Consider the following 19,251-nt stretch of genomic DNA (forward strand, 5'->3'; position numbering starts at 1 on the left):
GCCTGTATGAAATCCTACAGATCTTGAACCTGTCCATGTTTGAAACTATCCCTATAAATCAACTACTTACGCCACCATCGCCGGATTCAGACCCGGATTTCGAGCCCGATCAGCTCGCTCTCCTCTGAAGAACGTTGGGACACTACTGACCTAATTTGGTGTTATTGATTCCGCAGTGAGTCGGGAAAGTGCTACATCTTGCAGCAATATTAGCAATATTCATAATTTACAGTGTTTGATCGGAATGACGCTCAGCTCATGACCGGCTGATATCCATCGGGCACACGTGCGCCCCTGCATCGTCACACGCATGCCAACCAGGCAGGGCCTCCGCAGGCCGATTTGCAGTCGCCGCTTCCCAAGCCCGACAGCCCACGCAGCTGGAGCGATTCCGCCATGCGGTTGAAGGTTCTGGCCAGCTGCTCCAGTTCACCCTGGTAAACCGGTCCGGCTTCGACCCGGGCCGCCAGGAGGGTGACGTTGCGGTCGATCAGCACCATGCCGGCGCGTTCGGAGGCGGCGACCGCGGCCTGCAGGACACCGACAAGAGCCCGGCGATGGACAGCACTTACCAGCAACTCAAGCGCCGCTGAGCGCAGGGTGGCCTCGCAGTTGCTATCTTTTTCATAGCGCATTACCCCTGTTTTTAAAGGACTAAAGACGTTTTACTGTCATCCCGAACCCCGGATCAAGTCCGGGGCAGGCTCTGATCCGGCATCCATGACCGCGCGGGCATGGATTGCGGGTCGAGCCCGCAATGACGGTTAAACGAACAGTATTGGGGCTGAAGAGCGATTTTGCGTATATTCCGGGCTGAGAAACTCACGGGACCCGTGGCAAGCGATCGGGCATGCCGGGGCCGATGCGCTCGCTCATCCAGCGCAGCAAGTCCAGCCACATCTGGCGCATCTCTGCGTCCAGCGGCGTGCGCATTGCATTGGGCAGTTCGATGGTGACCACCGGCACCCCCTTGTGCACACCGCCGTAGTTGCCGAGCGAGCCCGGGAAAATGCCGACCTGGTCCAGGTACAGCCGCCCCAGTTTGGATGGCGGGACCGACGGCCCGTCGAAGTCAAGCACCCCGTACGGTGCATGGATGCTGACAATCAGGTGGGGCTTGAAGCGCTGCATCTCCTGGTGCAGAAAGCGCGACTCCGGCTCGGACAGCGGTTTGGTGCCCGGCCAGCGGCGCGGGTCCTTGCGGGTGCGTTTTTCCCAGTACACCTTGGCGTCACGCTCCCAGAACGGCGTGGGAAAGTTGCGGTTCAGATCGACGCCGTTGGCGTTGACGCGGCGCGGCGGGCTGGCCAGCAGCCCGTCGGGATTGAGCGCCGGTATAAAACGCCAGTGGATGGCTTGCGACCAGGGCGCCGTGGTTTCCTCGGCCAGGCGGATCCAGTGCAGGGCCACCGAGGCCGACGACAGCTCGTCGCCATGAATCGCGCCCAGCACCAGCACGCGCTGGCGCACATCCTCGGGCTTGACATCGCGCATCCACAGTGTCTGCCCCTTGACCGAACGGGCAGCCGTGGCCTGCAGCTGGGCGGCCTCGCAGAGGCTGCGCCTGAGATTCGGAAGTTTGCGAACAAAATCATCACAAGGCCCCGCAGCTTGTGCGCCAGTCGCTATCAAAAAAGAAGCTGCCAGAAGGGCCACGGTGCAGGTTAAACGCATGCCACGATTTTACGCGCGGCGCCTGACGGCCGGGGCGCCCGCCTGACGCGGGGCATTGGGGTAAATTACCCCCATGACGCCTCCCACTGCCTTGCGCCGGGCCAGCCACCCCAGTTTTTCCCCGCGCGAATTCCGCGCCTGCCTCGGCATGTTTGCCACCGGCGTGACGATCGTCACCGCGCGTGCAGCCAGTGGCGAGCTGGTCGGGCTGACGGCCAACTCCTTCAACTCGGTTTCGCTGGAGCCGCCGCTGGTGCTCTGGAGCCTGGCGCAGGCGGCCGGCTCCATGCCGGCACTGAGTACCGGCTCGCACTACGCCATCAACATCCTGGCGGCCGACCAGAAAGAACTGGCCGAGCGTTTTGCGGCCAAACGCGAAGGCCGCTGGGAGGGTGTCGCCTGGACCGAAGGTGCCAGCGGCTCGCCGTTGCTGGCGGGTGCCGCGGCCACCTTTGAATGTTTCAACCGCAGCCGCTATGAAGAAGGCGACCACGTGATTTTTGTCGGCGAGGTCGAACGTTGCGCCCACCGCGCCGGCGCGGCGCCGCTGCTGTTTCACGGCGGGCGCTTCTACACCGAGCACCCGCTCTGACGGCACCTGCTGCCCCCCCCCGCCACGCATGACGCCACGCAAGACCCATCTCGACACCCTCGCCGTCTCGCTGCTGCTGGCCTGCAGCCTGTTCTGGGGCTTCCAGCAGGTGCTGGTCAAGGCCACGCTGCCCGAAGTGGCACCGGCCTTCCAGGCCGCCATCCGGTTTGCCGGCGCCACCGTGCTGCTCTGGCTGTGGTGCGCCTGGCGCGGCGTCAAGCTGTTCAGCGCGGATGGTTCGCTGCGCGCGGGGCTGCTGGCGGGCTCGCTGTTCGCGGGCGAGTTTGCCTGCCTGTATGTGGGCCTGCAATACACCAGCGCGTCGCGGCTCACGGTGTTTCTGTACACCTCGCCGTTCTGGGTGGCGGCCTTGCTGCCGATCTGGGTGAAGTCCGAAACGCTGCGTCCGGTGCAGTGGGCGGGCCTGGCCTGCGCTTTTGCGGCGGTGGCCTTTGCGCTGCGCGAGGGTTTCAGCGCCGTCGGCGCGCCGACCTGGGTTGGCGACGTGATGGCGCTGGTGGCCGGCATGTTGTGGGGCCTGACCACGGTGGTGATCCGGGCCTCGTCGCTGACCCGGGTGTCGGCCGAGAAGCTGCTGTTCTACCAGGTGGCGGTCAGCACGGCGGCGCTGCCCCTGCTGTCGCTGGCCCTGGGCGAGCGCTGGGTCTGGACCTTCAGTCCGTTTGCCCTCACCTCGCTGCTGCTGCAGACGGTGGTCGGTGCCTTTGCCAGCTACCTGGCCTGGATGTGGATGCTGGGGCGTTACCCAGCCACCAAAATTTCAGTGTTCGTGTTTCTCACGCCGCTGTTCGCCCTGTTGTTTGGCGCGTTGTGGCTGAAGGAAGCCGTCACGCCGAGCCTGCTGGCGGCGCTGGTGCTGGTGGCGCTGGGCATTGTGCTGGTCAACCGCAAGCCCGGCAGCTGAGATGGGCCCGGTCCGGCCGGTGGGGGCCGAGCGCCCGTCGATGATGCAGACTTCGTCGCCCTGCGCCTTCGTGGCGATGCGCTGCCCGACGCGGCCAGGCGATCGGCCCTGGCCGGGCGGGTCGGCGCCGAACGAACTGGCCAAATAGCGGGCGTTGTCTCTCACGCCCCGCAACAACCGATGTTCCCCAAGACAGTGCCCCAGCCGATAGTCTGCGGGTTCTGGCGGCCCTGTCGCAGCAACGGGCGTTGCGGGACGGGACTCAAAACACGCCGGCCGCCTGCGCCTGCTGGTCGGCATGGTAAGAACTGCGCACCAGCGGGCCAGAGGCGGCATGCAAAAAGCCCATTGCGTAGGCGGCGTCCGCATAGCGCTTGAAGCTGTCCGGATGCACATAGCGGCGCACCGGCATGTGGCCGCCGGACGGCTGCAGGTACTGGCCGATGGTCAGCATGTCGACATGGTGGGCACGCAGCGCGCGCAGCACCTCCAGGATTTCGTCGTCGGTCTCGCCCAGCCCGACCATCAGGCCGGACTTGGTCGGGATGGCCGGGTGCCGGTCCTTGAAGCGCTGCAGCAGGTTCAGCGTGTTCTGGAAATCCGCGCCAGGCCGCGCTTCCTTGTACAGGCGCGGCACGGTCTCGATGTTGTGGTTCAGCACGTCCGGTGGCGCAGCGCCCAGAATATCCAGCGCCAGGTCCAGCCGGCCGCCAAAGTCGGGCGTCAGGATCTCGATGGTGGTGCTGGGCGCCAGCGCGCGTATGCGCTGGATGCAGTGCACAAAATGGCCGGCGCCGCCGTCGCGCAAGTCGTCGCGGTCGACCGAGGTGATGACGACGTAGTTGAGCTTCATGAGCGCAATGGTCTGGGCCAGGCGCTCCGGCTCGTCCCGGTCCAGCGGGTCCGGCCGGCCCGTGCTGACGTTGCAAAAGCGGCAGCGGCGCGTGCATTTGTCGCCCATGATCATGAAGGTCGCCGTGCCCTTGCTCCAGCACTCGCCGATGTTGGGGCAGGAGGCTTCTTCGCACACGGTGACCAGTTGGTGGGCGCGCACGATGTCCTTGGTCTCGCGAAAGCGGCCCGTGGGGATCGCCGCCTTGACGCGGATCCAGTCGGGCTTGGGCAGGCGGTCGCCGGGGTCGGCCGCGTCGCGCTTGGTCTTGAGGCTGCCTCGTTGCTGGTCCGGCCGGTCGGACATGGCGGGGGCCTGCGGCAGCACCGACACGATGTTTCTGAAGCGGATGGTCTCAACGGTCATGGTGCAGGGGTCCTGGTTAGCGGTGCCACGCGCGGGGCGTTGAAATGGCGCTTGAAATAAGGGTTCGTCTGCGGGGCGGCCATCAGGCGGCCGATGGCGCGCCGGGCGCGGCCCGAGGGTAGAACGGCTGACGGCCCGCCGCGTGGTCCGTCGCATCGACGATGGCCGTGATTTCAGGCGCCACCCTTTTCACCATGACTTCAAAACCCTGGCGCAGCGTGACCTGCGACGAGGCGCAGCCCTGGCAGCCGCCGCTCATGGTGATGAAAAGCCTGCCGTCCCGCACCTCCAGCAGCGAAATCTTTCCCCCGTGGCTGGCGATGGAGCGGTTGACCTCCCGGTCCAGCAGTTCCTGAACCGCAACGCCCAGCTCAGCGTCTGACCTGGCTGGCGTGCCGCCGGGGGCGGCCGTCTCCAGGATCGCCGGCAGGCCGCTGAGCAGCTGCGCGCGCAGGGCCGCGCCGATGGCCGCCTTGAGTCCCGTCCAGGCAGCACCCGGCGCCTTGCCAATGGTCACCACGTTGCCGGCGATCAGCACGCTGGCCACGCCGCCCAGCGCAAACAGCCGCTCGCCCAGCGGCGAGCCGGCAGCCGCTTCCGGGCTGGCAAAAAACCAGGGCCCGCCCGGATGCAGGCTGCTGCTCAGCGTGAACTTGCAGCTGTCGGGATCGGCGAGCGAGGCCTCGGCGCGGATGCTGACCGGCTGATCCGCCCGGCTCAAGGCCAGCGCAGGGGCGTCAGACATCTTCGGCGCCTTGCAGAGCAGCGCGCTCGCCGAGGTCGCGCAGGTCGCTGAAGGCATAGATCCCGCTGTTGTGGCCGTCGCTCCAGTCGAACTGGATCGCGTAGTTGCCTATGCTGGCGATCCGGCGCGGGCTCACATCCGCCCGCACCGTGCGGGGGTCGAGCAGCGGGCGCCCGCTCATCTCCTCGACGCAAAGCGCGCAACGGCAAGCCAGGCGCAGGTCGCGAACATCCAGGTCGTCGCGGTGGCCGTCTTGCCACAGCAGCGACAAGGTGCGCGGGTCGCGGCGCAGCAGGCCGACCGGAATGTTGCGCGCGCCGGACGGCAGCACGGCAGCTTCCCGCCAGGCCGGCGCGCCCTCGTTGCTGTCCCAGTTCCAGACAAAGGGCTTGAGCCCCGTGTCTGCCGTGTCGAGCTGCGCCACCAGCGCGCCGGCGATCGCCCCATAGACGCGGGCGCTGGCCGACTTCGGCTGGTCAACGACGATCGGGCAGCCCTCGTCACCGCAGGTCACGACCTCGGCATCCAGGGGCAGGGCACCGAGGAACGGCACGCCGAGCTCCTGGCTCATCTGCTCGCCGCCGCCGTGCCGGAAGATGTCCGTGGTTTCGCCGCAGTGCGGGCAGGTGAAGGTGCGCATGTTCTCGACGATGCCGAGAATCGGGACCTGCACCTTCTCGAACATGCGCAAGCCCCGGCGGGCGATCTTCAGGCTCACGGCCTGGGGCGTCGTCACGATCACCACGCCCGACAGCGGCATGCTCTGCGCCAGCGTCAGCTGGGTGTCGCCGGTGCCGGGTGGCAGGTCCAGGATCAGGTAGTCCAGCTCACCCCACTGCACGCCAGCGACGAACATCTTGAGGTACTTTCCCACCATCGGCCCGCGCAGGACGGCCGGCTGGTCGTCGCCGGTCAGCATGCCCATGGACACGACCTTCAGGCCGTGGCGCTGCGCCGGGATCATCCGGCTGTCCGCCGTCATCTCGGGCGGCTCTCCGGTCGGGATGCCCAGCATGCCGGGGATGCTGGGGCCCAGGATGTCGGCGTCCACCAGCCCGACGCGCGCCCCGCGCTGCGCCAACGCAAGCGCCAGATTGACGCTCACCGTGGATTTTCCGACGCCACCCTTGCCGCTGCCGACCGCGATGAGGTGACGGATACCCGGCAGTTTGCCGGGGCCGGCGGCCGGCGGGGGTAATGCGCCTGGCGCGGGCTGTTGTTTGTGGTCAGTGGTCTGCATGGCGAAGTTCCTTGCCGTTTGAGGTCAGGGGAAATAGGTGAATGTCATGTCATGCATGCGTCAACATGGCGGAGAAAAAATCCAATTCGCAATGCATGGCGTGCGCGTAGGCGTCCCTGACCGCCACGCTGTCTTCTGCCATCGAGTCCAATAACGATTCAACTTGCTTGACAAGGAACTGAAAATCAGGACCGCTGTAAGTGGCAATCCAGGGTTGGTAGGGATTGCCGGCGAAAACCGTCTCCGCCAGATGGTTGCCCAGATAGCCGTAGAGACGCATGCAAGGGGTCATGGCCGCCATCGTCTCGCCCGGCTCGCGCTGCCCGGCGGTCGCAAGCAAGAAGTCGGTGTAGACGGCAACTGCCGGATACGGTTGCACGCGATCCAGGTCGATCTTGAGCGCTTTCGCGAAAGCGGCGTGTAGCTGAAGTTCCCGCAAGACCCCATTCAACAGTTCGCAGAGCTGGGCGAAAGTCGCCATGTCCGGGCTGCGGGCGGCAGCGAACGCGTAGGCGCGGGCAAACGCGTTGAGAAAAAACGCGTCCTGGGCAACGTAACGCCGGAAGGTTTCGGAATCAAGGGATCCGTCGGCCAGCCCACGCATGAAAGGATGATGCAGGCACGCCTCGGCCAGGCGCACATTCTGCTGCCAGAGGATGTCGTGAAGCATCTAGCCCGACCAGGAGGTCATTTGCCAGAACTCACTTGCGTGGGCCATTGCGCTGCACAGCAAGCTACACCGCCACCACGGCGAGGTCCGGCTCGATCGTGCGCACCAGGTTCTGGATCGCGGCCAGCGTGCCGGAGATGGAGCTCGGGCAGCTGCCGCAGGCGCCCTGGTAGTGGATGCTGAGGTAGTTGCCGGACAGGCCGACCAGATGCAGGTCGCCGCCGTCGGCCTGCAACGACGGCCGAATGCGCTCGTCCAGCAGGTCGCTGATCACGTCCAGCCGCGCCTGGTCTTCCTCGCTCATGTCGTCGATGGACGCACGCGCGGCAAACACGGTGGCGGCCGACTGCGCGGCAGCGGCCGGTGCCGCGCGCAGCGGCACGGCAATCAGCCGCACCAGCTCGGGCCAGTCGGCGCCGCCGTCCTGCGTCACGGTGAGCCAGCGGTCCACGTAGAACACATTGCTGACATGGGCAATGGCGAACAGCGCCGAGGCCAGCGCGTCGCCTTGGGCCTGCTCTGCGCTCTCGTAGGAATGCGAAACCCCCCAGGTCAGCGGCTCGTGGAGCGTGAACTTGACCGCGTTCGGGTTCGGGGTGTCGTCGATTTCGGCAATTTTCGGCATTCAAGCCTCCTGAAAAAACAGCGCCTGGCGTGCGCCGCGCGGGCGCGATGGCAAGGTCATGACGACCCTGCCGGGTTGACCAACGCCTGCAGTTCGCCCAGCTCGTACAGCTCGCGCACGATGTCGGCGCCCCCCACCAGCTCGCCATTGACGTAGAGCTGCGGAATGGTCGGCCAGTTGGCATAGGCCTTGATGCCAGCCCGTATCTCCGGGTCAGCCAGCACGTCGACGGCGGCAAAATCCCGCAGGCCGCAGGCCTGGAGCATCTGCACCGTGGCGCCTGAAAAGCCGCACTGCGGGAACTGCGGCGTGCCCTTCATGTAGAGCACCACGGCGTTGGCGTTGACCTGCGCGTAAATTTTTTCCTGGACGTTCATGGAGGTTCCAAAGTTATTGAGGGATCGATTTAGCCCAGGCCTCGGGCGTGAAGGTTTGCAGCGACAGCGCGTGGATTTCCGCGCGCATGCGATCGCCCAGCGCCTGGTAGACCTGCTGGTGCTGCTGCACCCGGGTTTTTCCGGCAAACAGCGGGCTCACGACCACCGCCTCGAAGTGCTGGCCGTCATCGCCCCGCACCTCCGCGTGGTCGCAGGCCAGGCCGTTGACGATGTAGTTTTTCAGTTCATGGGCAGTCAACATGGGATCCTTTATGGGGGTCGGCAGTCATCAATAACATCACGCTTCGGTGCTGGCCGTGCCTTGCGAATGGAAGGCAGCCTGCAGCGTGTGCCACGGCAAGATCGCGCACTTGACGCGCGTGGGCAGGTCGCGCACGCCGGCAAACACCGCCAGCCGCCCAATCTGGTTGGGCTGGCTCAGGTCGAGCTTGCCGGTGGCCATGGCCAGGAACTCCTGGGTCAGCGCCTGGGCCTGTTCGCGCGTCTTGCCCTTCACGGCGGACGTCATCATCGAGGCCGAGGCCTTGCAGATGGCGCAGGACTCGCCGTGGAAGGCGATCTGGTCGATGGTTTCACCCTGCAACTGCAGCGCCACGCTGAGGTGGTCGCCGCACAGCGGGTTGTGGCCCTCGGCGTGGTGGCTCGGGTGTTCCAGCGTGCCGTAGTTGCGCGGCTTCTTGTTGTGGTCCAGGATGACTTCCTGGTAGAGCGCCTTGCAGCCGGCCATCACGCAAACACTTGTCGAACGCTGCGGATGCCGGCCACCAGCGCATCGACTTCCGCCATGCTGTTGTAGAACGCAAACGAGGCGCGCGTGGTGGCGGGCACCTTGAAGCGCGTCATCACCGGCTGCGCGCAGTGGTGGCCGGTGCGCACCGCGATGCCGTCCTGGTTCAGCAGCGTGCCCACATCGTGCGGGTGGATGCCGTCCAGCGTGAAGGACAGCACCGCCGCCTTGTCCTGTGCGGTACCGATGAGGCGCAGGCCGGGCAGGTCGTTCAGCAGGCCAGTGGCGTACTGCAGCAGCGCATGCTCATGCCGGGCGATGGCGTCCATGCCAAGGGCAGACAGGTAATCGACCGCCGCGCCCAGCCCGATGGCGGCGGCAATCGGCGGCGTGCCGGCCTCGAACTTGTAGGGAATCGTGTTGTAGACGGTTTTCTCGAACGACACCGACAAAATCATGTCGCCGCCGCCCTTGAAGGGCTGCATTTTTTCCAGCAGCGCGGCCTTACCGTAAAGTACGCCAATGCCGGTCGGCCCGCACAGCTTGTGGCCCGAAAAGGCATAGAAGTCGCAGTCCAGGTCCTGCACGTCTACGGCAAGGTGCGGCGCGGCCTGCGCACCATCGACCAGCACCGGCACGCCGCGCTCGTGCGCCAGCGCAATCATCTGCCTGACCGGGTTGATGCTGCCCAGCGCGTTGGAGACATGGCTCACGCCGACCAGCTTGGTGCGCGCGTTGAACAGCGGCTCGAACTGGTCCAGGCATAGCTCGCCGGCGTCGCTGATCGGCAGCACGCGGATGATGGCGCCGGTCTCCTCGGCCAGCATCTGCCACGGCACGATGTTGGAGTGGTGCTCCAGCGTGGTCAGGATGATCTCGTCACCGGCTTTGATGAACTTGCGGCCGTAACCGTGCATGACCAGGTTGATGGCCTCGGTGGTGCCGCTGGTGAAGATCACTTCGCGCGCGTCGGGCGCGTTGATGAAGCGCTGCAGCTTGACGCGCGCTTCCTCGTAGGCGGCGGTCGCCCGTTCAGACAGCGTGTGTACCGCGCGGTGGATGTTGGCGTGCTCCGTGCTCTGGTAGCGCACCAGCCGGTCGATGACGGGCTGCGGCATCTGGCTTGACGCGGCGTTGTCGAGGTAGACCAGCGGCTTACCTTCGACCTCGATATGCAGGATGGGAAAGTCGGCGCGCACGCGCTCGACATCGAAGGCGGGCGCGACTGCAGCGGGGATCACCGCGTTCAGGCAGGCGTTCATGGCGGGTTGCCGGTTTGCGCCAGCATGCGCTGCTGCAGCTGGTGCTTGAGCGAGGGCACGGGAATGCGCTCGATGATCTCGGCGCCGAACGCGTAGGTCAGCAGCTGGCGCGCGGCGCTCTCAGACAGGCCGCGGCTCTGCAGGTAGAACACTTCTTCGGCATCGAGCTGGCCAATGGTGGCGCCATGCGTGCATTTCACGTCATCGGCAAAAATCTCCAGCTGCGGCTGGGTATCCACTTGCGCCCGACTGCTCAGCAGCAGGTTGCGGCTGGACTGCGCGGAGTCGGTGCGCTGCGCGCCGGGGCGCACGATCACCTTGCCGTTGAAGACCGCATGCGCGCTGCCGTCGGCAATGCACTTGTGCAGCTGGCGGCTGGTGCCGTGCGGCTGGGCGTGGTCGATGCAGCTGTGGGTGTCGGCCAGCTGGCTGCCAGCCAGCAGCGCGAGTCCGTCGACCGCGCACTCGGCGCCCTCGCCCAGCACCACGCTCAGGTGGTAGCGCGACAGCTGCGCGCCCATCGCCACGCTGACCGACTGGTAGTTCGCCGAGCGCCCGACCGACACCGCGCAGTTGGCAATGTGAAACGCCTGCCGGCCGTCGCGCTGAACGCGCACATGCGTGAGCTGCGCGTGGTCGGCCAGCACGATTTCCGTCACCGGATTTACCAAATAGGCCAGGTAGGCCGCATCCTGCAGCGCCACATAGTCTTCAATCAGCGTCACGCGGCTGCCCGCTTCAGCCAGCACCAGGCAGCGCGGATGGCTCAGCGCGCCCGCCTGCGTCGCCACGAACAGCAGATGCACCGGCGCGGCCAGCGCCACATCACGCGGCACCATCACGACCGCCGCATCCTGCAAAAAAGCCGTGTTGAGCGCTGCGAACACGTTGTCGCCCAGCATCTGCCGGGCGCCCAGTTGCGCCTGGAGCGCGGCGGCGTGCGTGGCCATGGCGGTCGGCAGATCGGTCACGATCACGCTGCCCTCGGTGGCCGGGCTGGACAGCTGCTGCGCGTAAACGCCATCGACAAACACCAGCCGGCAGGCGGCGTCGTCAAGCCTAAACGGCGCGATGTCTTGGGGCTGCAGCCGGCCGGCCGCGAGCACCGGCTGGAAGGTCAGCCGGTGCAGCGGCGCCAGATCGGTGAAGCGCCAGGCCTCGTCGCGCAGCGTGGGCATGGCGAGCGCGCCCAGCGCCGTCTGCGCCTGTTCGCGCAGCGCGTTGACGTGTACCCACGGGCTGGGCGCCAGCAGCGACTGGCCGGCCAGCAGCGTGCCCAGGTGGTCCACCGTGGGCGGGCGAAGGGCGGTGGCGCTGCTCATGCGCTGACCTCTTCGGCTCTCGCCGCGCCCGCCGCTTCGTGCTCGGCGCTGACCCAGTCGTAGCCGCGTTTTTCAAGTTCCAGCGCAAGCTCCTTGCCGCCGGTCTTGATGATGCGGCCGGCCTCCATCACATGCACGAAGTCGGGCACGATGTAGTTCAGCAGCCGCTGGTAATGCGTGACCAGAATGACGGCATTGTCGGGCGTGATGAGCTGGTTCACGCCCTGCGACACGACGCGAAGCGCGTCGATGTCCAGGCCGGAATCGGTCTCGTCCAGAATCGCCAGGCGCGGCTCCAGCAGCGCCATCTGCAAAATTTCGTTGCGCTTTTTCTCGCCGCCCGAAAAGCCCTCGTTGACGCTGCGGTCCAGAAAATCGGGGCTCATCTCGAGCAGCAACATTTTCTCGCGCACGAAGTCGTCAAACTCCAGCGGGTCCAGCTCTTCGCGGCCGCGCTGCGCCTGCTGCGTGTTGTAGCTCAGGCGCAAAAACTGGCTGTTGGCCACGCCGGAGATTTCAATCGGGTACTGAAAGCCCAGGAACACGCCGGCCAGGGCGCGTGCTTCGGGCGCCAGCGCCAGCAGGTCCTGGCCTTCAAACAGCACGCTGCCGGCGGTGACCGTATAGGCCGTGTGGCCGGCCAGTACCTTGGCAAAGGTGCTCTTGCCCGAGCCGTTGGGGCCCATGATGGCGTGGATCTCGCCGCGCCTTACCGTGAAGTTCAAGCCCTTGAGGATGTTGATGCCGTTGACGCTGGCGCACAGGCCGCGCACTTCCAGCAATGCCGGGCTATTTGGGTTGATCATCCGACCGCTCCTTCGAGTTTGAAGCCGAGCAGCTGGGTCGCTTCGACCGCGAACTCCATCGGCAATTGTTGAAATACCTCCTTGCAGAATCCATTGATGATCATGGACACCGCCGCTTCGGCGCTGATGCCGCGCTGGGCAAAATAAAACAGCTGGTCCTCGCCGATCTTGGAGGTCGAGGCCTCGTGCTCGACCTGGGCGGTCGGGTTGCGCACCTGGATGTAAGGAAAGGTGTGCGCGCCGGACTTGTCGCCAATCAGCATCGAGTCGCACTGCGAATAATTGCGCGCCCCGGTGGCCGTGGGCGCCACCCTGACCAGGCCGCGGTAGCTGTTGCTGGACTGACCGGCCGAGATGCCTTTGCTGACTATGGTGCTGCGCGTGTTCTTGCCCAGGTGGATCATCTTGGTGCCGGTGTCGGCCTGCTGGTGGTGGTTGGTCACCGCCACCGAATAGAACTCGCCGACCGAGTTGTCGCCGCGCAAAATCACCGACGGGTACTTCCAGGTGATGGCCGAGCCGGTCTCGACTTGTGTCCAGGAAATGCGCGAGTTCACGCCCTTGGCCAGGCCGCGCTTGGTGACGAAGTTGTAGATGCCGCCCACGCCGTTTTCATCGCCCGCGTACCAGTTCTGCACCGTCGAGTACTTGATGTCGGCGTTGTCCAGCGCCACAAGCTCCACCACGGCCGCATGCAGCTGGTTGCTGCTGAAGGCGGGCGCCGTGCAGCCCTCCAGGTAGGACACGGTGGCACCCTCTTCGGCCACGATCAGCGTGCGCTCAAACTGGCCCGACTCCTCGGTGTTGATGCGAAAGTATGTCGACAAATCCATCGGACATTTCACACCTTTGGGAATGAAGCAGAACGAGCCGTCGGTGAACACCGCCGAGTTGAGCGCTGCGTAGTAGTTGTCGCTCGTGGGCACAACCGTGCCCAGGTACTTTTTCACCAGTTCCGGGTGCTCCAGCACGGCTTCGGACATAGAGCAGAAAATGATGCCGGCCTCGGCCAGCTTGGCCTTGTAGGTGGTGGCCACTGACACGCTGTCAAAGATCACATCGACCGCCACACCGGCCAGCGCCATGCGCTCGTGCAGCGGCACGCCGAGCTTTTCAAATGTGCGCAGCAGCTCGGGATCGACCTCGTCCATGCTCTTGAGCTTGGGCTTTTGTTTGGGCGCGGCGTAGTAGCTGATGGCCTGAAAGTCAATCTTCGGGTAATGCACGTTGGGCCAGGCCGGCTCGGTCATCAGCAGCCAGCCCTGGTAGGCTTTGAGCCGGAAGTCGAGCAGCCACGCAGGCTCGCTTTTCTTGGCCGAAATCATGCGGATGGTTTGCTCGCTCAAGCCCTTGGGCGCGACATCGGATTCGATGTCGGTGACAAAGCCGTGCTTGTAGGGCTGGTTGACGAGTTGCTGCAGTACTGCACTCATGGTGATCCTTCTGGCTGGTGATATGGCTTGAAGAAAGCGCGGCCGGTGAGGCCTTGACGTCGCTTGCGTCGATTACGTCGCTTGCGTTGGGGCGGGACCGGCTTTTTTCTTGACGTTGAAACTTTCGCCGCAGCCGCATTCGTTTTCAACATTGGGGTTGTCGAACTTGAAGGTCTGCTTCAGGCCTTCGGTGACGAAATCGATGCGCGAACCGTCGAGGAATTCAAGGCTGGCCGCGTCGACCACGATGCGCGCGCCATGCGACTCGAAGCTGTGGTCGCCCGGGCCGAGCTCGTCGATCAGCTCAAAGGTGTGCGCCAGGCCGGTGCAGCCGACTTTTTTGACGCCGATACGCAGGGCAATGCCCTTGCCGCGTTTTTCAAGCCGGCGCTGGATCTGCAGGGCTGCGTTCTCGGTCAATGTCATGGTCATGGCTCAAACTCCTGGGTTGCTACCGGGCCGCCGTCTGCGACCGCCTGGTTATTCTTTCGGGGAGAGATATCCCTGATGAAAGAGCGGATACCCAACTAATTTAGTCAACTATAAATATTCCGACAAATTTAGTCAACCATAGACTTTTTTGCCATGAAGGAGGAGGGGGGACTTGGCCCGACAGTGCGCGGCATGGCGCGCTGGAGTAGAGGCCGGTGACCGCCCTGATCGCAGTCGCCACACAGGACGAGCACGCCCGAGCCACGGCCCAACCCGGTTGGGGCCGTCGTGTCGGAGCTCAGGGTCGACTCGCTTCAGGTTGCCGGACCCCGGTTTGCGCGATCGGCGGCGGGCAGATGCTGGCGGAGTTTTTGCCAGCTACCTGACCTGCATAGGGATGCTGGGGCGCTTGCCTGCGAGCCTGATTCCAGTTTTCTTATTTTTTGACGCCGCTGTTGGCGCCGTTGTTTGGCCGGCTGTCGCTGCAGGAAGCGGCCGCGCCCAGACTGCTGGCGGCGCTGGTGCGGGGGCGCGGGGCATCGTGCTGGTCAACCGCAAGCCGGCCTGAGCCGGCCGGCGTTCGCAGGGAGCTTCAGGCAGCGCTGGCACGGCGCTGCGCAAACGCGACGTACCAGTCCAGGCAGCCGGGGTTGGCCATCGCATCGCGATTGACCACTTTCTCGAGCGGCTGACCCAGCAGCAGCTTCTTGATCGGCAACTCCTGCTTCTTGCCCGACAGGGTGCGCGGGATCTCCGGCACCTGGAAAATCTCGTTGGGCACAAAACGCGGGGACAGCGCCGTCTTGATGGCGTTGTTGAGCCTGGCCTTCATCGCATCGTCCAGGGCCACGCCTTCGCGCAGGGCCACAAACAGCGGCATGTAGCTTTCGCGCCCCAGGTACTCCAGGTCCACCACCATGGAGTCGATCACTTCCGGCAGGGCCTCGACCGCGCTGTAAAGCTCGCTGGTGCCCATGCGCAGGCCGTGGCGGTTGATGGTGGCGTCGGAGCGGCCGTAGATGATGCAGCTGCCCGAGGGCGTGATGTTGAGCCAGTCGCCGTGGCGCCAGACGTTGGGGTACATGTCGAAATAGCTCGACAGGTAGCGCTTGTTGCCCTCGTCGCCCCAGAAGTACAGCGGCATGGACGGAATCGGCTGGCTGCAGACCAGCTCGCCGACCTCGCCGATCACCGGCTGGCCCTGCTCGTTCCAGGCCTCGACGGCGCAGCCGAGCAGGCGGCACTGCATCTCGCCCGGCACCTGCGGCAGTTCGCGGTTGCCGCCAATGAAGGCGCCCGCGAAGTCCGTGCCGCCGGAAATATTGCACCACCAGATGTCCTGTTGCGCTCCGGTTTTGGCAATGCGCCTGAACTGCTCCGTGCCCCAGGTCTGCGCCTCGGGCGACAGCGGTGAGCCCGTGGTGCCCAAGGCGCGGACGGACGACAGGTCACCGCAGGTCGACAGGTCCACGCCGGCCTTCAGGCAGTTGGCAAAAAATGCCGCACCGGCCCCGAAAAACGTCACGCCCATGTTGGCACCGAAGCGCCACAAGGTGGTCCAGTCCGGCTTGTCCTTGCTACCACCGGGGTTGCCGTCGTAAATACAGCAAGTCGTGCCGTTGAGCAGGCCGCTGACCTGCGCGTTCCACATGACCCAGCCGGTGGAGCTGTACCAGTGGTAACGCTCGCCGAAGGAGTTGGCCTCGTAGCTGCAGCCGATGTCGTTGTGCAGGGTCTTGAGCGCCAGCGCCACCAGCACGGTGCCGCCATGGCCGTGCACGATGGGTTTGGGCAGGCCGGTGGTGCCACTGGAATAAACGATCCACAGCGGATGGTCGAACGGCAGCCACATCGGCTCAAAGGCCGCGGTGTCAGCATCGCGTCTAGCTGTAGCCCTTTCAAACCTTGCGCTGTCCGCTATTGAATTGCCGGCATCCAGGTTGTAATGGACGATCACGTGCTGCAGCGAAGGCAGGGCCGCGCGGATCTCCGCCACCACCGCCGTTCGGTCGATGTCGCGCCCGCCGTAGGTCACGCCGTCGCAGGCGATCAGCACCTTGGGTTCGATCTGCCGGAAGCGGTCCAGCACGGCATTCGTGCCCATGTCGGGCGCGCAGATGCTCCACACGCCGCCTATGCTGACCACCGCGAGGAAGGCCACCATGGCCTCGGGAATGTTGGGCAGGTAGGCCGCCACCCGGTCGCCCGGCAACACGCCCTGGGCTTTCAGGTGCAGCGCAAGCGACGCCACCTGGCGGCGCAGCTCGGGCCAGCTCAGTTCGCGCGCCGGGGCACTGTCCAGGCTTTTTTCGTTGTGGCTGAGCAGTGCGGGAAAGCCCGCCGCATGGGCGCTGTCGACATGCCGGAACACCTGTTGCGCGTAGTTGAATTGCGCCCCTGGAAACCAGCGCGCACCGGGCATTTTTGCCTCGACCAGCACGTCCGCAGGGGGCGTGGGCGACTGCAGTTCGAAATAGTCCCAGATGCTTTGCCAGAAGGCGTCCAGGTCCGTCACCGACCAGCGCCACAACGCGTCGTAATTGTCAAATGACAGCTGGCGCGTGTCGCGCAGCCAGTTCTGGTACAGGCGGATTTGGGGGATGTAGGGGGCGCTCATGAGGCGAAAGCTTAGCAGGCCCTCCCTCGCGCACGCATCCACCTTTGCGACAGGCACGGGGCTCCCGCCACTGCAAAAACAAAAGGCCGCCCGCAGGCAGCCTTGGGGCGGGTCAGGACCCGCTGCATGGCAGCACCGGGCGTGGGTGACGCCCGATGCAACCGGCGCAGTGCACGTCCCTTATTTGGGCGTGCCCATCATCATTTCAACGTCGGTCATGGGCACCATGCCGTTTTTGCTCGGCTTCATGCTTTTCCACATGGCAGTTTGATAACGATTCCACTCCCTGGAGGAAATCATGCCGTCGCCGTTGGCGTCCATGCTGTTCATGGCGGTGTTGTTCAATTTGGCGTCAACCTTCATCTCGGCCTTGGCGGCAGGCGTGCCACCGGAAGCGGAGGGGTTGATCTGTGCGCTGGCAGCAGCGCCGCCGGAACCGGCCACCGGGTTGGGCGCGGACAGGGTGGAGCCATTGGCCTTCTTGGTGTCGACCTTCAGCTCGGCCTTGGCCGCAGGGGTGCCGCCGGAAGTGGCGGGGTTGGCTTGTGCAGAAGGCGTTGCAACCACGCCGGCAGGTGCCTGGGCGAAGGCAGCGGTACAAGCCAGGGCGGCCAGGGTCAGTACAAGGGATTGCTTTTTCATGGGGTCTCCAAAAATGTGAGAGCGATGTGCTCAAGGTCATCTTTGTCCGGCCGCCCCGACCCGGCTGTAGGATGAACACCGCGCCGACCGTCAGGGTCTGTCGGCTCCTCGGCGTCGCTTCTCGGCCCAAAAAAGGTACCGACACATAAATCGCACAGTCGTGCTAATATTTGCACCATGGATGCCAGAACCCAGAAAAGCGAGATGACCCGCGCCGCCATTGTCGGTGCGGCGCTGGACCTTGCCTCCGCCGAGGGACTGGAGGCCATCACGCTTCAGGCCGTGGCCGACCGCCTTGGTCTGTCCAAGAGCGGGGTGTTTTCACGCATCGGTTCGCGCGAGGCCCTGCAGAAAGCCGTGATTGACGAGTTCGGCAGGCGTTTTCTGGCCGACGTGTTTGTACCCGCCGTGCAGCAACCCAAAGGCCTGCCGCGGCTGGACGCGATTGTGCAGCGCTGGATTGTGCGCACGCGCGACGTAGAGGCGCATACCGGCTGCGTGTACAGCGCCGGCGCCTTTGAGTTGGACGACCGCGAAGGCCCTCTGCGCGACCACCTGCACGGCGAGATCACGCGCTGGCGCGCCGCCCTGCGCCGCACCATCGTGCAGGCCGTCGAGCGGGGCGACCTCCGCTCCGATACCGACCCCGAACAGCTCGTGGCCGAAATCTACGCCCTGATGCTGGGCCTGATTCACGACACACGCTTCCTGCGCGACCCCCGCGCCGCCGAACGTGCGCAGGTCAGCTGGCAGCGCCTGGTCAAAAGCTACCAACCATGAGTTTTGTCAGCCCCACCAGGGCTTTTTGTCGGTCCATATTTCGCACGATCGTGCGAAGAAAGGGAAATGCCATGTTGTTCCTCCTGCTCGCCATTGCCGTGGTTGCAGCGGCCCGCGCCGCGCAATCCGCCCTCGCATCGCTGCGCTCCCTGCCGCGCAGCAATGAAGACTGGATCTGGTACTGATCCGCAAAAATGCACCAAGGAGCCTCTCATGACACGCACATCACTGGAAGCCACCGCCGCCTACTACAACGCCAGCCCCGTGACCCGGCTGTTCCGCTGGGGCCTGGGCGCGTCGCAGCACGTCTGGCCGACCCTGGCCGTTCGCGCAGCACATCGCCTGTTCGGCACCCCCTTGCCTCCCAAGTGGCTGAACCGGCGCAGGACCTGGTCGCCAGACTGGCGCATCAGCCACTGGGCCTTCGAGCACGCCAGCCTGACCGTCTACGAACGTCCCGTGGCGCCGCATGGCCCGCTGGTGCTGCTGGTGCATGGCTGGGGCGGCCACGCCGGCCAGATGCTGGCACTGGCCGACACCCTGCAGGCGCAGGGCCTGCGGCCGGTCATTCTTGAAATGCCGGCCCACGGGCGCAGCGCGGGATCGACCAGCAACCTGCCGCAGTTTGCACGCGCCATCGACTACACCGTGGCACGCCTGCGGCAGGCCGGCCACCAAGTGCAGGCGCTGGTCGCGCATTCGCTGGCCGCCAACGCCGGTGCCTACGCGGCCAGCCGCGGCCTGCCAGTGGACAAACTGGTGCTGCTGGCCCCGCCGGCATCCCCCTATGAATACACCCGGTTGTTCGCGCATGTGTTCGGCCTGCGCGAGTCCACACGTGCGGCCATGCAGCAACGCATTGAAGCGCGCGAGGGCATCCTGATGCCGCAATTCGAACCCGCCGCCGTCGGCCCGCGCATCACCCAGCCCACGCTGGTGGTGCATGACCGCAGCGACAGCATCAACCGCTTTGCCGACGGCGTGGCCTACAGCCAGGCCATCACCGGCGCCCGGCTGCTGGCCACGCAGGATCTCGGGCACCGGCACATCCTGAAAGACGCCGGCGTGCTGCGCGAACTCGCCGCTTTTGTCGCCTGAACATC

Annotated in this window: 21 protein-coding genes; 4 read left to right on the top strand and 17 right to left on the bottom strand. The window is 65.2% G+C overall.

Translation table 11 applies throughout. The features are described 5' to 3' along the window. Positions 1–302 precede the first annotated feature (302 nt). Both B7G52_RS14645 and B7G52_RS14650 read right to left on the bottom strand, forming a co-directional pair. Entirely contained in the window at positions 303–635 is a 333-nt protein-coding gene (locus B7G52_RS14645) for a hypothetical protein (RefSeq protein ID WP_096698295.1), read from the bottom strand. Positions 636–822: 187 nt separating this feature from the next. After that, complete coding sequence (locus B7G52_RS14650) at positions 823–1,674, bottom strand: M14 family murein peptide amidase A (RefSeq protein ID WP_096698296.1); 852 nt, start codon at positions 1,672–1,674, stop codon at positions 823–825. Positions 1,675–1,747: 73 nt separating this feature from the next. Between B7G52_RS14650 and B7G52_RS14655 the strand changes: the two genes are divergently transcribed. Both B7G52_RS14655 and B7G52_RS14660 read left to right on the top strand, forming a co-directional pair. After that, complete coding sequence (locus B7G52_RS14655) at positions 1,748–2,266, top strand: flavin reductase family protein (RefSeq protein WP_096698297.1); 519 nt, start codon at positions 1,748–1,750, stop codon at positions 2,264–2,266. Between the two features lie 28 nt (positions 2,267–2,294). Next, positions 2,295–3,191 carry a DMT family transporter gene (locus tag B7G52_RS14660; RefSeq protein WP_096698298.1) on the top strand — a complete coding sequence of 299 codons (897 nt, stop codon included), beginning with the start codon at positions 2,295–2,297 and terminating at the stop codon, positions 3,189–3,191. 262 nt (positions 3,192–3,453) lie between these two features. On the opposite strand, the gene lipA is transcribed toward B7G52_RS14660, so the two are convergent. The 15 genes from lipA to B7G52_RS14735 all read right to left on the bottom strand — a co-directional run bounded on the left by lipA (position 3,454) and on the right by B7G52_RS14735 (position 17,368). Continuing rightward, on the bottom strand, positions 3,454–4,449 hold the full coding sequence (lipA, locus tag B7G52_RS14665; protein ID WP_170954777.1) for a lipoyl synthase: 996 nt from the start codon (positions 4,447–4,449) through the stop codon (positions 3,454–3,456). Positions 4,450–4,531: 82 nt separating this feature from the next. Continuing rightward, positions 4,532–5,194 carry a NifU family protein gene (locus B7G52_RS14670; RefSeq protein WP_096698299.1) on the bottom strand — a complete coding sequence of 221 codons (663 nt, stop codon included), beginning with the start codon at positions 5,192–5,194 and terminating at the stop codon, positions 4,532–4,534. After that, positions 5,187–6,434: a P-loop NTPase gene (locus tag B7G52_RS14675; protein WP_096698300.1), complete on the bottom strand. Its 1,248-nt coding sequence runs from the start codon at positions 6,432–6,434 to the stop codon at positions 5,187–5,189. Before B7G52_RS14675 ends, B7G52_RS14670 begins: the two co-directional genes overlap by 8 nt. A 49-nt stretch (positions 6,435–6,483) precedes the next feature. Continuing rightward, complete coding sequence (locus B7G52_RS14680; RefSeq protein ID WP_096698301.1) at positions 6,484–7,104, bottom strand: TenA family protein; 621 nt, start codon at positions 7,102–7,104, stop codon at positions 6,484–6,486. 64 nt (positions 7,105–7,168) lie between these two features. Next, positions 7,169–7,729 (bottom strand): NifU family protein, encoded by a 561-nt coding sequence (locus tag B7G52_RS14685; protein WP_096698302.1) that lies wholly within the window; start codon positions 7,727–7,729, stop codon positions 7,169–7,171. Positions 7,730–7,785: 56 nt separating this feature from the next. Continuing rightward, positions 7,786–8,106: a Grx4 family monothiol glutaredoxin gene (gene grxD / locus B7G52_RS14690; RefSeq protein ID WP_096698303.1), complete on the bottom strand. Its 321-nt coding sequence runs from the start codon at positions 8,104–8,106 to the stop codon at positions 7,786–7,788. A gap of 13 nt (positions 8,107–8,119) precedes the next feature. Next, a complete protein-coding gene (locus B7G52_RS14695) occupies positions 8,120–8,368 on the bottom strand; it encodes a BolA family protein (protein WP_096698304.1) in 249 nt (82 codons plus the stop codon). Positions 8,369–8,404: 36 nt separating this feature from the next. Continuing rightward, complete coding sequence (gene sufU / locus B7G52_RS14700; RefSeq protein ID WP_096698305.1) at positions 8,405–8,854, bottom strand: Fe-S cluster assembly sulfur transfer protein SufU; 450 nt, start codon at positions 8,852–8,854, stop codon at positions 8,405–8,407. After that, entirely contained in the window at positions 8,854–10,116 is a 1,263-nt protein-coding gene (locus B7G52_RS14705; protein ID WP_096698306.1) for a cysteine desulfurase, read from the bottom strand. Before B7G52_RS14705 ends, sufU begins: the two co-directional genes overlap by 1 nt. Further along, positions 10,113–11,438 (bottom strand): Fe-S cluster assembly protein SufD, encoded by a 1,326-nt coding sequence (gene sufD, locus B7G52_RS14710; RefSeq protein ID WP_096698307.1) that lies wholly within the window; start codon positions 11,436–11,438, stop codon positions 10,113–10,115. Before sufD ends, B7G52_RS14705 begins: the two co-directional genes overlap by 4 nt. After that, positions 11,435–12,244: a Fe-S cluster assembly ATPase SufC gene (sufC, locus tag B7G52_RS14715; protein WP_096698308.1), complete on the bottom strand. Its 810-nt coding sequence runs from the start codon at positions 12,242–12,244 to the stop codon at positions 11,435–11,437. The genes sufD and sufC overlap by 4 nt, the downstream gene beginning before the upstream one ends. Further along, complete coding sequence (gene sufB, locus B7G52_RS14720; RefSeq protein ID WP_096698309.1) at positions 12,241–13,677, bottom strand: Fe-S cluster assembly protein SufB; 1,437 nt, start codon at positions 13,675–13,677, stop codon at positions 12,241–12,243. Before sufB ends, sufC begins: the two co-directional genes overlap by 4 nt. 72 nt (positions 13,678–13,749) lie before the next feature. After that, a complete protein-coding gene (locus tag B7G52_RS14725; RefSeq protein WP_096698310.1) occupies positions 13,750–14,109 on the bottom strand; it encodes an iron-sulfur cluster assembly accessory protein in 360 nt (119 codons plus the stop codon). A gap of 592 nt (positions 14,110–14,701) precedes the next feature. Beyond that, positions 14,702–16,726 (bottom strand): acetoacetate--CoA ligase, encoded by a 2,025-nt coding sequence (locus B7G52_RS14730; protein WP_096698311.1) that lies wholly within the window; start codon positions 16,724–16,726, stop codon positions 14,702–14,704. Between the two features lie 180 nt (positions 16,727–16,906). Next, positions 16,907–17,368, bottom strand: coding sequence for a hypothetical protein (locus tag B7G52_RS14735; protein ID WP_096698312.1), 462 nt, complete (start codon positions 17,366–17,368; stop codon positions 16,907–16,909). A gap of 177 nt (positions 17,369–17,545) precedes the next feature. Between B7G52_RS14735 and B7G52_RS14740 the strand changes: the two genes are divergently transcribed. Then, positions 17,546–18,148 carry a TetR/AcrR family transcriptional regulator gene (locus B7G52_RS14740; protein ID WP_096698313.1) on the top strand — a complete coding sequence of 201 codons (603 nt, stop codon included), beginning with the start codon at positions 17,546–17,548 and terminating at the stop codon, positions 18,146–18,148. Between the two features lie 213 nt (positions 18,149–18,361). Then, on the top strand, positions 18,362–19,246 hold the full coding sequence (locus B7G52_RS14745) for an alpha/beta hydrolase (protein WP_096698314.1): 885 nt from the start codon (positions 18,362–18,364) through the stop codon (positions 19,244–19,246). Positions 19,247–19,251: the final 5 nt, after the last annotated feature.

Source organism: Polaromonas sp. AER18D-145 (genome assembly GCF_002379095.1).
In the GTDB taxonomy this organism is placed as follows: domain Bacteria; phylum Pseudomonadota; class Gammaproteobacteria; order Burkholderiales; family Burkholderiaceae_C; genus Polaromonas.